The organism is Sphingomonas soli NBRC 100801, assembly GCF_001591025.1.
GTDB classification, from domain to species: Bacteria; Pseudomonadota; Alphaproteobacteria; order Sphingomonadales; family Sphingomonadaceae; genus Sphingomonas; species Sphingomonas soli.
In genome coordinates, this window is the sequence record NZ_BCTZ01000030.1 from 1 (window position 1) to 12,641 (window position 12,641).

At 64.8% G+C, this 12,641-nt stretch carries 12 protein-coding genes; 5 read left to right on the forward strand and 7 right to left on the reverse strand.

Features of this window, described 5'->3' with window-relative positions; translation table 11 throughout:
* Positions 1–190 precede the first annotated feature (190 nt).
* Positions 191–901, forward strand: a complete 711-nt coding sequence (locus SSO01S_RS16885) for a phosphatase PAP2 family protein (protein ID WP_066801549.1) — start codon at positions 191–193, stop codon at positions 899–901.
* A gap of 102 nt (positions 902–1,003) precedes the next feature.
* On the opposite strand, the gene galE is transcribed toward SSO01S_RS16885, so the two are convergent.
* Positions 1,004–2,008 (reverse strand): UDP-glucose 4-epimerase GalE, encoded by a 1,005-nt coding sequence (gene galE, locus SSO01S_RS16890; protein WP_066801584.1) that lies wholly within the window; start codon positions 2,006–2,008, stop codon positions 1,004–1,006.
* Between the two features lie 68 nt (positions 2,009–2,076).
* Between galE and msrA the strand changes: the two genes are divergently transcribed.
* Entirely contained in the window at positions 2,077–2,619 is a 543-nt protein-coding gene (msrA, locus tag SSO01S_RS16895) for a peptide-methionine (S)-S-oxide reductase MsrA (protein ID WP_066801552.1), read from the forward strand.
* A gap of 22 nt (positions 2,620–2,641) precedes the next feature.
* On the opposite strand, the gene aqpZ is transcribed toward msrA, so the two are convergent.
* Positions 2,642–3,370, reverse strand: a complete 729-nt coding sequence (gene aqpZ / locus SSO01S_RS16900; RefSeq protein ID WP_066801555.1) for an aquaporin Z — start codon at positions 3,368–3,370, stop codon at positions 2,642–2,644.
* 79 nt (positions 3,371–3,449) lie between these two features.
* Positions 3,450–4,418 carry an L-threonylcarbamoyladenylate synthase gene (locus SSO01S_RS16905; RefSeq protein WP_083943225.1) on the reverse strand — a complete coding sequence of 323 codons (969 nt, stop codon included), beginning with the start codon at positions 4,416–4,418 and terminating at the stop codon, positions 3,450–3,452.
* On the opposite strand from SSO01S_RS16905, the gene SSO01S_RS16910 reads away from it, so the two are divergent.
* Positions 4,417–6,117, forward strand: a complete 1,701-nt coding sequence (locus tag SSO01S_RS16910; RefSeq protein ID WP_066801561.1) for an acyl-CoA dehydrogenase family protein — start codon at positions 4,417–4,419, stop codon at positions 6,115–6,117. The genes SSO01S_RS16905 and SSO01S_RS16910 overlap by 2 nt on opposite strands.
* A gap of 68 nt (positions 6,118–6,185) precedes the next feature.
* Here SSO01S_RS16910 and lepB read toward each other — a convergent pair whose 3' ends face one another.
* The 3 genes from lepB to SSO01S_RS16925 are packed head-to-tail and all read right to left on the reverse strand — an operon-like array spanning position 6,186 to position 7,997.
* The gene (lepB, locus tag SSO01S_RS16915; RefSeq protein WP_066801563.1) at positions 6,186–7,022 is read right to left on the reverse strand and encodes a signal peptidase I; all 837 of its coding nucleotides are present in this window, start codon (positions 7,020–7,022) and stop codon (positions 6,186–6,188) included.
* A gap of 3 nt (positions 7,023–7,025) precedes the next feature.
* A complete protein-coding gene (locus SSO01S_RS16920; RefSeq protein ID WP_066801587.1) occupies positions 7,026–7,382 on the reverse strand; it encodes a GntR family transcriptional regulator in 357 nt (118 codons plus the stop codon).
* A gap of 18 nt (positions 7,383–7,400) precedes the next feature.
* Entirely contained in the window at positions 7,401–7,997 is a 597-nt protein-coding gene (locus SSO01S_RS16925) for a nitroreductase family protein (protein ID WP_066801590.1), read from the reverse strand.
* 161 nt (positions 7,998–8,158) lie between these two features.
* Here SSO01S_RS16925 and SSO01S_RS16930 point away from each other — a divergent pair, with 161 nt between their 5' ends.
* Together SSO01S_RS16930 and SSO01S_RS16935 are read left to right on the forward strand one after the other, a co-directional pair.
* Positions 8,159–9,751, forward strand: coding sequence for a peptide MFS transporter (locus SSO01S_RS16930; protein WP_066801566.1), 1,593 nt, complete (start codon positions 8,159–8,161; stop codon positions 9,749–9,751).
* Between the two features lie 25 nt (positions 9,752–9,776).
* On the forward strand, positions 9,777–10,466 hold the full coding sequence (locus SSO01S_RS16935) for an NnrU family protein (RefSeq protein ID WP_066801569.1): 690 nt from the start codon (positions 9,777–9,779) through the stop codon (positions 10,464–10,466).
* Positions 10,467–10,506: 40 nt separating this feature from the next.
* Here the strand turns inward: SSO01S_RS16935 and SSO01S_RS16940 are convergent, their stop codons facing one another.
* Positions 10,507–12,546: a M13 family metallopeptidase gene (locus SSO01S_RS16940; protein ID WP_066801573.1), complete on the reverse strand. Its 2,040-nt coding sequence runs from the start codon at positions 12,544–12,546 to the stop codon at positions 10,507–10,509.
* Positions 12,547–12,641 lie beyond the last annotated feature (95 nt).

Consider the following 12,641-nt stretch of genomic DNA (forward strand, 5'->3'; position numbering starts at 1 on the left):
GTCACCCCGGCCTCCGTGCCGGGGCCCACCGCGCCACAAGCTCCCCCCGCCCCCTCGCGCATCGCCCGCCGACACGTGGATCGCCGCACAGGGCCGGGATGACAATGAAGGCGGGCACACCCCGCCCGTGCAGAGCGGACCGCAAAAGCCCACGCTTCCCCCCAGCCCCCACCTGTGCAACCCTCGGCGCATGGACGAGCCCACCGTCAACGCGCCCGATCGCCCCGCGTCGCGCCGGATCCCATGGCCGGTCGCCGCCGCATCCGCATGCGCAGCATTGCTCCTGCTTATCTTCTGGCTCGGCCGCGAGCTGGTCGAGGGCGACGGCGCATCGGTCGATCGCGCGATCATGCTGGCGATGCGCGTGTCCGGGAGTCCCGATCTCCCCATCGGCCCGGACTGGCTTCCCTCCGCGATGCGCGACGTCACCGCGCTCGGCAGCAGCACGGTCCTCACCTTCGTCGTGATCGCCGCCGCCGCCTTCCTGATCCTGCACCGGCAGATGCGGAGCGCCATGCTTGTACTGCTCGCCACCACGCTCGGCGCATCGGTCATCACGCTGATCAAGGCGCTGGTCGCGCGCAGCCGGCCCGATCTCATCGATCGGCTGATGCACGAAACGTCGCACAGTTTCCCGAGCGGCCATGCCGCGAACAGCGCGATCGTCTATCTGACGCTCGCCACGCTGTTCTTCCCCGTGCTTCCCGATGCCAAGATGCGCGGCTTCGTCATCGGCATCGCTCTATTGCTCACCGGCGCGATCGGGATCAGCCGCGTCTATCTTGGCGTCCACTGGCCCAGCGACGTGGTCGGCGGCTGGGTGTTCGGCGGGGCCTGGGCGATGCTCTGGTGGTGGATCGAGCTGCGGCTGCTCGCGGGCAAACAAAGGCTTGCAATGTAGGATTTCGCCTGCTTGGCTGAGCCGGTCGGCATTGCCTACAGCTCTTTGAAATCTCTAGTCATTCCCCCCAGGCAAGAACCGCTCCTTGGTGTCACCTTAGTGTCACCTTCCAGCGCCTCGCTCGGCGAGCTTGCGCTCCCAGGCCAGCGCATCGCGGACGATCTGGTCCAGATCGTCATTCTTCGGACGCCAGGGCAGCGCCGCCAGGATCGCTGCATTGTCCGCGACCAGCGCATCGGGATCGCCCGCGCGGCGTCCTTCCAGCTTGCGGTTGATCGTCATGTTGGTCACCCGGTCGACCGCGTCGAGCACTTCGAGCACCGAGAAGCCCCGGCCATAGCCCGCGTTCATCGTGTGGTTCTTGCCCGGATCGGCGATCAGCAGGTCGAGCGCATCGACATGCGCCGCGGCCAGGTCGGTCACATGGATATAGTCGCGCACGCCCGTCCCGTCCGGCGTCGCGAAATCGGTGCCGAACACCGCCACGCTGTCGCGCTTGCCGGTCGCCGCTTCCACCGCGACCTTGATCAGGTGCGTCGCGCCCGCCGTCGACTGCCCCGAGCGCCCCTGCGGGTCCGCCCCCGCCACGTTGAAATAGCGCAGCGCGCAATAGTTGATCGGATGCGCGGCGGCGACGTCCTTCAGCATGATCTCGGTCATCAGCTTGGACATGCCATAGGGATTGATCGGCAGCTTGGGGCTGTCCTCGCGCACCGGCACCACCTCCGGGATCCCATAGGTCGCGGCCGTCGAGGAGAAGATGAAGTGCTTCACCCCCTCGGCCACCGCGCTTTCGATCAGCGCGCGGCTCGCGGCGGTGTTGTTGCGGTAATATTTGAGCGGATCGGTCACGCTCTCGGGCACCACCACCGATCCGGCGAAGTGCATGATCGCGAACACCTTATGCTCGCGGATCGCCGCGCGGACCTTGGCGTCGTCCTCGATATTGGCGACCACCAGCGATGCGCGCTTATCCACCGCCCAGTCGAAACCGGTGACGAGATTGTCGATCACCACGACCTTCCAGCCAGCATCGAGCAGCGCCAGCACGGCATGGCTTCCGATATAGCCTGCCCCGCCCGTCACCATCACCGTTCCGTCGCGCATCGTCATCCCCGCATTGTCGTTGCGCTGCTCAATCCTATCTTGGGGACGTAATCAAGGAGTTGTAAGAAATGGCGATCGAGACCGCGACGCTGGCAGGCGGATGTTTCTGGTGCACCGAAGCGGTGTTCAACGACGTGATCGGCGTCACGGGCGTGGAGAGCGGCTATATCGGCGGCACCGTCGCCAATCCCACCTACAAGCAGGTGTGCAGCGGCGAGACGGGCCATGCCGAGGCAATCCGGGTCAGCTTCGATACCGATCAGATCAGCTATGGCGAGATCCTCGATATCTTCCTCGCCACCCACGATCCCACCCAGCTCAATCGCCAGGGCAACGACATCGGCACCCAGTATCGCTCGGCGATCTTCCCGCATTCGACCGAGCAGGAGCGCGAAGCGCTGGACGCACTCGAACGCGCCCGCCCCGATTGGCCCGCGCCCATCGTGACCAGCATCGAGACCCTCGGCGAATGGTGGCCCGCCGAGGAATATCATCAGGAATATTGGGCAGGCGAAGGCCAGCGGAACCCCTATTGCCTCGCGGTCATCCCGCCCAAGCTGCGCAAGCTCCGCAAGAGCTTCGCCGCGCGCGCTAAGGAGAGCGCGGCCTGAGCCGCGCCCTAGGCGCCGGTAATTAGCCGGGCAGCGCTTCGCCTTCGATCGGCGGGCGCTGTGTCGCGTCGGCACCCAGCGCTTTATAGGCAAAGCCGCCGATCAGCGCGCCGACGATCGGTGCGATCCAGAACCAGATCAGCTGCTCCAGCGCGATCCCACCCTCCAGCAGTGCCGGGCCGGTCGAGCGTGCCGGATTGACCGAGGTGTTGGTTACGGGGATCGAGATTAGGTGGATCAGCGTCAGCGCCAGCCCGATCGCGATCGGCGCGAAGCCCGCGGGCGCGCGGCTGTCGGTCGCCCCCATGATGACGAACAGGAAGACAAAGGTCAGCACGACCTCGATCACCATGCCCGCCTCGAACGTGAACTTGCCCGGCGAGTGCGCGCCAAAGCCGTTGGAGGCCAGCCCGCCCGCATAATCCGACGCGCCGCTCGCGATGAAATAGAGGAGATACGCGGCGATACATGCACCGATCACCTGCGCCGCCACATAGAGCGGAATGTCCTTGGCCGAGAAGCGACCACCAGCCCAGAGGCCAAGCGTCACCGCGGGGTTCAGATGGCATCCCGAAATGTGCCCGATCGTGTAGGCCATGGTGAGCACGGTAAGCCCAAAGGCCAGCGCCACACCCGCAAACCCGATGCCGAGATCCGGAAAGGACGCCGCCAGCACCGCGCTGCCGCACCCCCCAAAGACTAGCCAGAACGTGCCGATCATCTCGGCCACACCGCGCTGTACGTTGGTCATGTCGCTCCTCTCCAATTCGGTTCGCGAATACGCCGCGTTCCCGGGAGGGAATCTATTCCATGTAGTGCAGGTGTAAAGTTCAGCGCGGATGCGCGGCGCGGCGCAGCCGATCGTTGATCGCCACGCCGATGCCGGTCTCGGGGATCGGCGCGATCGCGATCGCTGAGGCGCTCGAAGCATCAGCGCGGTGCAGCGCTTCGAACAGATTGGCGGCCGCCTCCACCATGTCGCCACTGGCCGAGAGAGTATCGTCCCCCGCCACGTCGCCAAAGCCGATCAGCCATTCGCCGTCTACGCGGCCGGGCGCATTGAGTCGCAGGCTCTTGGTGGGCGCATAGTGGCTCGCCAATTGCCCCGGCGCGGTGATTGCGCCCATGGATTCAGCAGCTTCTAACCCCAGCGCTTCGGCAGTGATCGGGCCTGGGCGCAGAATATGCCCGCGCAGGACGATCGTCGATTCCAGCCCTGCCGGCGTCGCGCCATCGTCGATCACCAGCGGGATCCGCCCGCTCAGGCTCGCCGCGACATGCTCCGCCCGCGTCGGGCTGATCCCGCCGCTGGCATTGGCGGAGGGTGCCGCGAGCGGCTTGCCGCAGGCCGCCAGCAGCGCCTGCATCGCCCGGTGGTTCGGCACCCGGATCGCGATCGTATCCAGCCCCGCCGTCACCAGCGACGCGATCCCGCTGTCCGGCTTCACGGGTAGCACCAAGGTCAGCGGCCCCGGCCAGAAGCGCGCGGCGAGGTCGCGCGCCGCATCGTCGAACACCGCGATACGCTCGGCCGCCGCGAGATCGGCCACATGCACGATCAGCGGGTTGAAACTCGGCCGCCCCTTGGCCGCGTAGATCCCGGCCACCGCGCGCGAATCGGTCGCATCGGCAGCTAGGCCATAGACCGTCTCCGTCGGCACCGCGACGCATTGCCCCGCCGCGATCAGCCGCGCGGCCTCCGCAATCGCGGCGGCGCCGTAGCGTAAGGTGCGGGGATTTGTAGGGCTCACGCAGGAAGCGCTATAGCGCAGGCGAACCACACACAAGAGAGACCCCATGTTCACCCCCGCCATCGCAGACCAGCGCTTTGTCCTCGACCACATCGTGCGCCTCTCCGAACTCTCCGAAGAGGCCACCGACCTGGTCGATGCGGTACTGGATGGAGTGGGTCAGTTCGCGGCGGGCGAATGGGGCCCGCTCGAGCGCATCGGCGATACGGTCGGCGCGAAATGGACCGAACAGGGCGTGGTGATGCCCGAAGGCTTCGTCGCTGCGTACAAAGCCTATGTCGAGGGTGGCTGGGGCACGATCGGGTCGCCCCCGGCTTATGGCGGTCAGGGCCTGCCCGTCAGCCTCGCCACTGCGGTGATCGAGACTCTCGGCACCTCGAACATCGGGTTCGCGCTCGCGCCCATGCTCACGGTCGGGGCGATCGAGAGCCTCGTTCATCACGGCAGCAAGGTGCAGCAGGATGCCTATCTGCCGAAGCTGTCGACCGGCGAATGGACCGGCACGATGAACCTCACCGAGCCCCAGGCCGGATCGGACGTCGGCGCGCTGCGAACCACAGCGGTTCCGCGCGGCGACGGCACCTATCTGATCAAGGGCACCAAGATCTTCATCTCGTTCGGCGATCACGACATGGCCGATAACATCGTCCACCTCGTCCTCGCCCGCACCCCCGGCGCGCATGCCGGCACCAAGGGCATCTCGCTCTTCCTCGTGCCGAAGTACCGCCTCGATGCGGACGGCAATCCCGGCGAGATCAACGATGTCCGCGTGGTCTCGATCGAGCACAAGATGGGCATCCACGCCTCGCCCACCTGCGTGCTTTCCTTCGGCGACAATGACGATTGCGTCGGCGAGTTGATTGGGGAGGAGATGGGGGGGATCGTCGCGATGTTCACGATGATGAACAATGCGCGGCTGAACGTGGGACTTCAGGGCGTCGAAGTTGGCGAACGTGCGACCCAGCGTGCCATCGGTTACGCCCGTGAACGTATACAGTCGTCACGCGCCGGACGGGGACGCGAAAGCGTGGCGATCATCGAGCATCCCGACGTTCGCCGGATGCTGCTGCGGATGAAGGCGCAGACCCAGGCGGCGCGCGCGCTGGTCTATTACGCCTTTGGCCAGCTCGACCGCGCCCATGCCGGGGATGCCGCCGCAAAGAAGCGCGTCGAGCTGCTCACCCCGCTGGCCAAGGCGCATGCCACCGATCTCGGCAACGAGGTCGCGAGCCTCGGCATCCAGGTCCATGGCGGCATGGGCTATATCGAGGAGACCGGTGCCGCCCAGCATTTCCGCGACGCGCGCATCTTCCCGATCTACGAAGGCACCAACGGCATCCAGGCCGCCGATCTGGTCGGCCGCAAGCTCAGCATGGACAATGGCGCGACGCTGCTGGCGCTGCTCGCCGAAATGCGCGGCGATGCCGAGGACGGCGAGCTCACCCGCCTGATCGATGCCTGCGAGGAAGTCGCCCGCAACCTGCTCGCCAGCGAAATCGATGACCGGCTCGCCGCGAGCTATCCGTTCCTGACGATGCTGTCGGTCGCGATATGCGGCTGGCTGATGGAAGAAAGCGGCCGTATCGCCGCCCGCAGCGAAGGCGACCCCGCCTTCCTCAAGATGAAGCAGGCGGCGGCAGGCTTCTATGTCGAGCAGATCGTCCCCGAAGCGATGGGCCTGAAGGCTGCAGCGCTGGCAAAGGCAGACCTGCTCTACGCACTAGACGCGGACGCATTCGCAGCCTGACTGCCGCTCGGCGATGTAACAGAACTGTGGAGGATGCCCCGTAGGTGCCGGGATTGTCGGCGGTGGCCCTAATTGGGCCTGAGCGTGGTTCCAGCGCGGTTGCTACGCAGGTTGCCCACCCAGCTCACCGGGTTCCACCAGGCAGCGTCACCATCATAGCTGTGCGTCACGAACTCGGCGCGGCCGCTGATCGTCTCCAGCGGCACCGGACCGCCCAGCCCCTTATCCGCCAGCGAGAAACGGCTGTCGGCGGACTGATCGCGGTTATCGCCCATCAGGAAGACATGGCCCGCGGGCACCCGGATCTCGGCAAAATTGTCGCCCGGGCTGATATATCCGTTGGGCAATTCGGTATCGCCCAAATCGACCGTATCGTACCGCGCGCCGTTCGGCAGCGTCTCCCGATACAAGGGCAACTGGCAATACAGCGCGCCATCGGGGCCGGGCTTGCGGAACGGGCGGACCATCGGCGCGTCGCACGGCGTGTTGCTGTCCACCGGGATCATCGCATGCCCCGCATAAGCGCGCGGCACGGGCACGCCGTTCAGGATCACCTGCCCATGGCGCACCGCGATCGTATCGCCCGGCAGGCCGATCACGCGCTTGATCATATCCACACCATCGCCACGCCGCGCCACGGTGACGATATCGCCGCGATCCGGCGTGCCGCCGAACAACCGGCCCGGCACCACGGCGCTGCCATGGATCGACAGCGAGGAATAGGCATAGCCATAAGGGTATTTGGTCACGATCAGCCGGTCGCCCTTCTGCAACACGGGCATCATCGATTCCGATGGAATGTAGAAGGGCTTGGCGATCGCGGTCTGGAAGGTGAAGGTGCCGAGCACCAACAAAACCCAGTAGCTGTAGGGGCGGAGCCAGTCGGGAACCGGGAACCGCACCATCCCTCAGGCTAGCTCGCGACCGAGCAACTCGTTCACATCAAGCCCCAACAGGCTGATGTGATCCTTCACGCGCGGCCAATAGCCGGTGAGGAAGCGTTCGCGCTCGGCGACGCGCAGCCGCTCAACCGCACCGGGCAGGACGAACATCCCCACGCCCCGGCGAACCTCGACATAGCCATCGTCCTGAAAGCTCTGATAGGCCTTTGCGACGGTCAGCGGGTTGGCCCCGTGTTCGGCCGCCAGCGCGCGCACCGAAGGAAGCTGGTCGCCTGCCCGGAACTGGCCCCGCAAAATGGCGGCGGCGATGCTCGCACGGAGCTTCAGATAAACGGGCGAATCTTCATGCTCTAGCGCTGTCATGCTGGCATAATACACCGATTAGGCATCTTGTCCATACCCTGTGCGCCAAAACTGTACGATTTCGGACAGTAGCGGCCGGGGACGCTCCTCCAGAGCGCGCTCGGGCGTCCCGATAAAGACGAAACCGGCGATGCGCTCGCCCGCCTTCCCAAACAGGTCGCGCACGGCATCCGAATAGGCTGCCCAGCCCGTGATCCAGCTTCCGGCAAACCCCATCGCATGCGCTGCGTGCAACAGATTCATCGCCACCGCGCCGGCGGAAAGCTCCTGCTCCCACACCGGGATCTTGTGACCTGGCGTCGGGGTTGAGAGCAGTACAACCAGCGCCGGGGCCTGGCGGGCGAATTGCTCCGCGGCCTCCACGTCGCGCGGGCCAGCGCCCTCTTTCTCCGCCATTACGATCGCGCCCAGCTCGGCCGCCAGCCCGTCGCGAGCCTCGTCCGGCACGATCACGAAGCGCCACGGAAAGAGCTTGCCATGGTCGGGCGTGCGCGATGCGATCCCGATCATTTCGAGCAATTGCTCGCGACCGGGACCCGGCGCGACCAGCTCGCGCGGCTTGCCCGAACGGCGGGTCTTGAGAAGCGAGAGCGGAGTGGAGCGATCGTTGAACATGCGGCCCATCTAGGGACGCGGCGCGCGTGCCGCAAACCGCGCCGCAGCGGCGCCGCGGCCCCGCCGGAAAGCGCCGCGCTTTACAGGCGGCGCTTTCCGTCTAGTCTCCGCGCCACCCATCCCGCCGCGAGCGCGGGAAGCACATAGATTCAAGAGGCTACATGGCAGACACGGCATCGGCAGGCGGGGGCGTACCCGCCGACGCGAAGACATTCCTGGGGCACCCGCGCGGGCTCTACATGCTGTTCTTCGCAGAGATGTGGGAGCGTTTTTCGTTTTACGGAATGCGCGCGATCCTGGTCTTCTACCTGACCAAGCACTTCCTGTTCGACGAAAAGCCGGCCTACGCCGTCTACGGTGCCTATATGTCGATGGTTTACATCACGCCGGTGATCGGCGGATATCTCGCCGATCGATATCTGGGCGCGAGAAAGGCAGTGCTTGCCGGCGGCGTCCTGATCGCCACGGGACATCTGCTGATCGCTCTGTTCGAAGGGCCGGCTGGCGAGCAAGGCGTGTATCTCAATGGCTTCTACGCCGGGCTTTCGTTCATCATTGTCGGCACGGGCTTTCTCAAAGCCAACATCTCGGTGCTCGTCGGCCAGCTGTACCCCAAAGCGGATGTGCGTCGCGATGGCGCTTTCTCGATATTTTACATGGGTATCAATCTCGGCGCCTTCGCCGGCCCGATCCTGATCGGCTATCTCGGCGAACGCGTCAGCTGGTCCTGGGGCTTTGGCGCAGCCGGAATCGGCATGCTGCTAGGCCTGGTCGTTTTCGTCCTGTTTCGGAAAGAGCTGCACGGCCAGGGCGAACCTGCAAACCCGGCCAAGCTGCGCGCGGCTACCTCGGTCGGTCTTTCGCAGGAATGGCTCATCTATATCGGCGCCCTGCTCGCGGTCGCCGCATCATGGTTCCTGATCCAGAATGACGGCGTGGTTGGCATGCTGCTGCTCGCCTGTTTCGGCATAACCTTCATCTACATTTTCTATCGTGCATTGTTCACGCTGCCGAAGGTTGAACGAAACCGCCTGCTTGCGGCGCTGTACCTGATCGCGCTCAGCCCCTTGTTCTGGGCGCTGTTCGAACAAGCCGGGTCCTCGCTGAACGTCTTCACCGACAAGCAGGTCGATCGCCACCTGTTCGGCTGGCTGGTGCCAGCTTCGTGGTTCCAGTCGATCAACAGCATCTGGATCATCACTCTGGCGCCGGTGTTCGGCGCGCTATGGGTATGGCTCGGCAAGCGCGGACTTGAGCCGAGCGCCCCGTTGAAGTTCGCGCTGGGTCTCATTCAGGTCGGGCTGGGCTTCGTCGTGCTGGTCTATGGTGCGGGCCGTGGCGGCGAGATGACGCCGATCATCGTCATCGTTCTGCTCTATCTACTCCATTCGACCGCAGAGCTCTGCTTCTCGCCGGTCGGGCTTTCGAGCATGACACGGCTTGCCGGCGGCTCGATCGTCGGACTGATGATGGGCACCTGGTTCCTCGGAACGGCGGCTGGCAACTATCTCGCCGCAGAGGTCGCCAAAATGACCGCAAATTCCAGCCCCGACCAGGTACTCGATGTGTTCAACTGGGTGGGTTGGGGGACCGTCGGAGTAGGCGTGGTCGCGGTGCCCGTCAGCTGGCTAGTCACCAAGCTGATGCACCTCGACACGATCGGAACCGACGAAAGCGGGCATGGTCTGGCAGGTGAAGGCGAACTCGCCGAACCCGCCGGCGCCGGCACGCGGACCCGGGACGAGACGCTCTGAGCATGGACTAGCAGGAGATGGAGAAATGGAGTCGCTGATCGCCGCTGCAATCGCATTTGTCGGGCTCCATTTCCTTCTCTCACATCCTTTGCGAAGGCCCCTTGTCGAGCGGATCGGCGAGGGGCCTTTTCTTGGTCTCTATTCGGTCGCGGCGCTGGCCACCCTGGCGTGGATGGCATTCGCGTACCGCGCGGCACCGCCCGAGCTTCTGTGGTGGAATCTTGACGGCTGGGGCTGGGCGATCGCCAGCGCCGCGATGGCGATCGGCAGCGTGCTTTTCGCCGGCTCGCTCTTCGGCAACCCCGCTTTCCCCAATCCAAAGGCAGGCGGACATGAGGCGATCGGCAATGCGAGCGGCGTCTATGCGATCACGCGCCATCCGATGATGTGGGGTTTCGCGATCTGGTCGCTCGTCCATTTCGCCGCTTTCCCGACCAGCGCCCATCTGGTGCTGACCGCCGCGATACTGATCCTCGCGCTGGTCGGCGCAGCGCTGCAGGATGCCAAGAAGACGACGCTGGTACCGGCATGGCGCGACTGGAAGGCGCGGACCTCATACCTGCCCTTCGCCGCGCAGATCGCCGACCGTGCGCCATGGTCGGCGGGCGGCACGCGCGCGATTCTCGGCGGGCTGATCCTGTGGCTGGCAGCAAGCTGGGCGCACGAGCCGCTGGGCGGGGCATTCGCCGCGGGCGTGTGGCGGTGGCTGGGCTAGAGGATTTCCTCCCCCGCTGAAGCGAGGGAGGATTTAGCGCTTACCAGATCTTCACGCGCTTTTCGGGCGGGAGATACAGGGCATCGCCCGGCTTGATGCCGAACGCATCATACCAGGCATCGACGTTACGAACGATGCCGTTGACGCGATACTTGCCGGGCGAGTGCGGATCGGTCACCAGTTGCTGGCGCTCGCTATCCTCGCGGACCTTGCCCTGCCATGCCTGCGCATAAGACAGGAAGAAGCGCTGATCGCCGGTCAGCCCGCCGATCACCGGCGCCTTGCCGTGCTTGGCCTGATACTTCTGATACGCGCCATACGCCGCCTCGATGCCGCCAAGATCGCCGATATTCTCGCCCAGCGTCAGCTTGCCGTTGATCTTGGTGCCGGGGATCGGCTCATATTGGCCGAACTGCTCGACCAGCGTTGCGGTGCGCTCGGCAAAGGCCTTCTTTGCCTCGGGGGTCCACCAATCTTCCATCTTGCCGGTAGGTCCGAACTTGCTGCCCTGATCGTCGAAGCCATGGCCCATTTCGTGGCCGATGACCGCGCCGATCGCGCCATAGTTTACCGCCGGATCGGCATTGGGATCGAAGAAGGGAGCCTGGAGGAACGCGGCCGGGAAGGTGATCTGGTTCGCAAGCGGGCTGTAATAGGCGTTCACCGTCTGGGGGGTCATGCCCCACAAGGTGCGATCGACCGGCTTGGGGAAGCGCTCAAGATCGAGCTTGTGCTGGAATTCCGCTGCGGCCAGCGCATTGCCGATCGGATCGGTGCGCGACACCTTCATCGATGAATAATCGATATATTTGTCGGGATGGCCGATGCGCGGCTCGAATGCGGCCAGCTTGGCGAGCGCGCCCTTGCGGGTCTTCTCGTCCATCCAGGAGGCTTTCTCGATCCGCTCCTGATAGGCGCCGCGCAGATCCTCGATGAGCTCGGCCATCTGCTTCTCTGCTGCGGGCGGATAATATTTGGCGACGTAGATCGCGCCAACCGCTTCGCCGAGCGCGCCGTTGACCTGCTGCACGCCGCGCTTCCAGCGCTCACGCTTCACCTGCACGCCACTGAGCGTCTTCGAATAGAAATCGAAGCGCGTATCGTCGAACACCTTGGGCAGATAGGCCGCGTTGCTGCTGACGAAGCGGTACGCGAGATAATCCTTCCAGGTCTGGAGCGGGGTGGCGACCATGATCTTGCCGATCGCGGCGAGCGCGGTGTTGTGCGCCATGATGATCGTCGGCGCGCTTTCGAGGCCCGCCTTCTTGAGCATCAGTTCCCAATCAAAATCGGGCGCCTTGGCTTCCAGGCCGGCAAGCGACTGGGGATCGTTGAGCTTGGCGAGATCGCGGCTTTCCTGCGGCGACCATTGCTTCCTGGCGATCTCGGTTTCGAGCGCGATGATCGCGTCGGCCTTGGCAGCGGCATCCGGGATGCCGGCGAGTTGCTGGATCTTCGTCACATAGGCGCGATACGCGGTGCGGAACGCGTCATATTTCTTGCCTTCGAGCAGGTAATAATCGCGCGGCATGCCAAGGCCGCCCTGCGAGACGATCGCGGTGTAGCGGGTCGGGTTGGCAAAATCCGGGATGGTCCCGATATCGACCGGGCTCGCATAGCCGACAGTTGCGAACAGCGTTTGCAGATCGGCGAGGTTCTTTACCGCGGCGATCCGGGCGAGATACGGCTTGAGCGGCGCAGTGCCGCGCGCCTCGATCCCGGCCTCGTCCATCCAGGCGGCGTAGAAATCCCCAACCTGCTTGCCGGAAGCGCCATAGGCCGTCGGGTTCTTCGCCATGTCATCAAGGATGCTGCGCACATTCGCCTCGGCTTCCAGGTACAGCGTCGTGGTGACGCCGGCAGAGGCGAGCTCAGGGGGGATCTGGACGGTTTCAGCCCAAGTGCCGTTCACATAGGTCCAGAAATCGTCGCCGGGATTCACGCTGGTCTTCTGCGCCTTCAGATCGACGCCGAATTCGCCAAAGCGCGGTGCATTTGGCGCGGTTTGGGCGAGCGCCGGGACTGCGCCAGCGATCAGCGCCACGCCCGCCATCAGGCGCGCCAAAGTCTTGAGTTTCATGCGGTAAATCCTCGGGTCTAGAAGCTGTATTGCCGAGGTATAACGCGTGAAAAATGGTGCCGCAACGCCGGATTCAACCGACCCTGTTCGCTACC

Excerpts from the sequence above, each read along its gene's own strand:
- SSO01S_RS16885 (WP_066801549.1), top strand. The coding sequence starts at position 191 with ATGGACGAGCCCACCGTCAACGCGCCCGATCGCCCCGCGTCGCGCCGG.
- galE (WP_066801584.1), bottom strand. The coding sequence starts at position 2,008 with ATGCGCGACGGAACGGTGATGGTGACGGGCGGGGCAGGCTATATCGGA.
- msrA (WP_066801552.1), top strand. The coding sequence starts at position 2,077 with ATGGCGATCGAGACCGCGACGCTGGCAGGCGGATGTTTCTGGTGCACC.
- aqpZ (WP_066801555.1), bottom strand. The coding sequence starts at position 3,370 with ATGACCAACGTACAGCGCGGTGTGGCCGAGATGATCGGCACGTTCTGG.
- SSO01S_RS16910 (WP_066801561.1), top strand. The coding sequence starts at position 4,417 with ATGTTCACCCCCGCCATCGCAGACCAGCGCTTTGTCCTCGACCACATC.
- SSO01S_RS16905 (WP_083943225.1), bottom strand. The coding sequence starts at position 4,418 with ATGGGGTCTCTCTTGTGTGTGGTTCGCCTGCGCTATAGCGCTTCCTGC.
- lepB (WP_066801563.1), bottom strand. The coding sequence starts at position 7,022 with ATGGTGCGGTTCCCGGTTCCCGACTGGCTCCGCCCCTACAGCTACTGG.
- SSO01S_RS16920 (WP_066801587.1), bottom strand. The coding sequence starts at position 7,382 with ATGACAGCGCTAGAGCATGAAGATTCGCCCGTTTATCTGAAGCTCCGT.
- SSO01S_RS16925 (WP_066801590.1), bottom strand. The coding sequence starts at position 7,997 with ATGTTCAACGATCGCTCCACTCCGCTCTCGCTTCTCAAGACCCGCCGT.
- SSO01S_RS16930 (WP_066801566.1), top strand. The coding sequence starts at position 8,159 with ATGGCAGACACGGCATCGGCAGGCGGGGGCGTACCCGCCGACGCGAAG.
- SSO01S_RS16935 (WP_066801569.1), top strand. The coding sequence starts at position 9,777 with ATGGAGTCGCTGATCGCCGCTGCAATCGCATTTGTCGGGCTCCATTTC.
- SSO01S_RS16940 (WP_066801573.1), bottom strand. The coding sequence starts at position 12,546 with ATGAAACTCAAGACTTTGGCGCGCCTGATGGCGGGCGTGGCGCTGATC.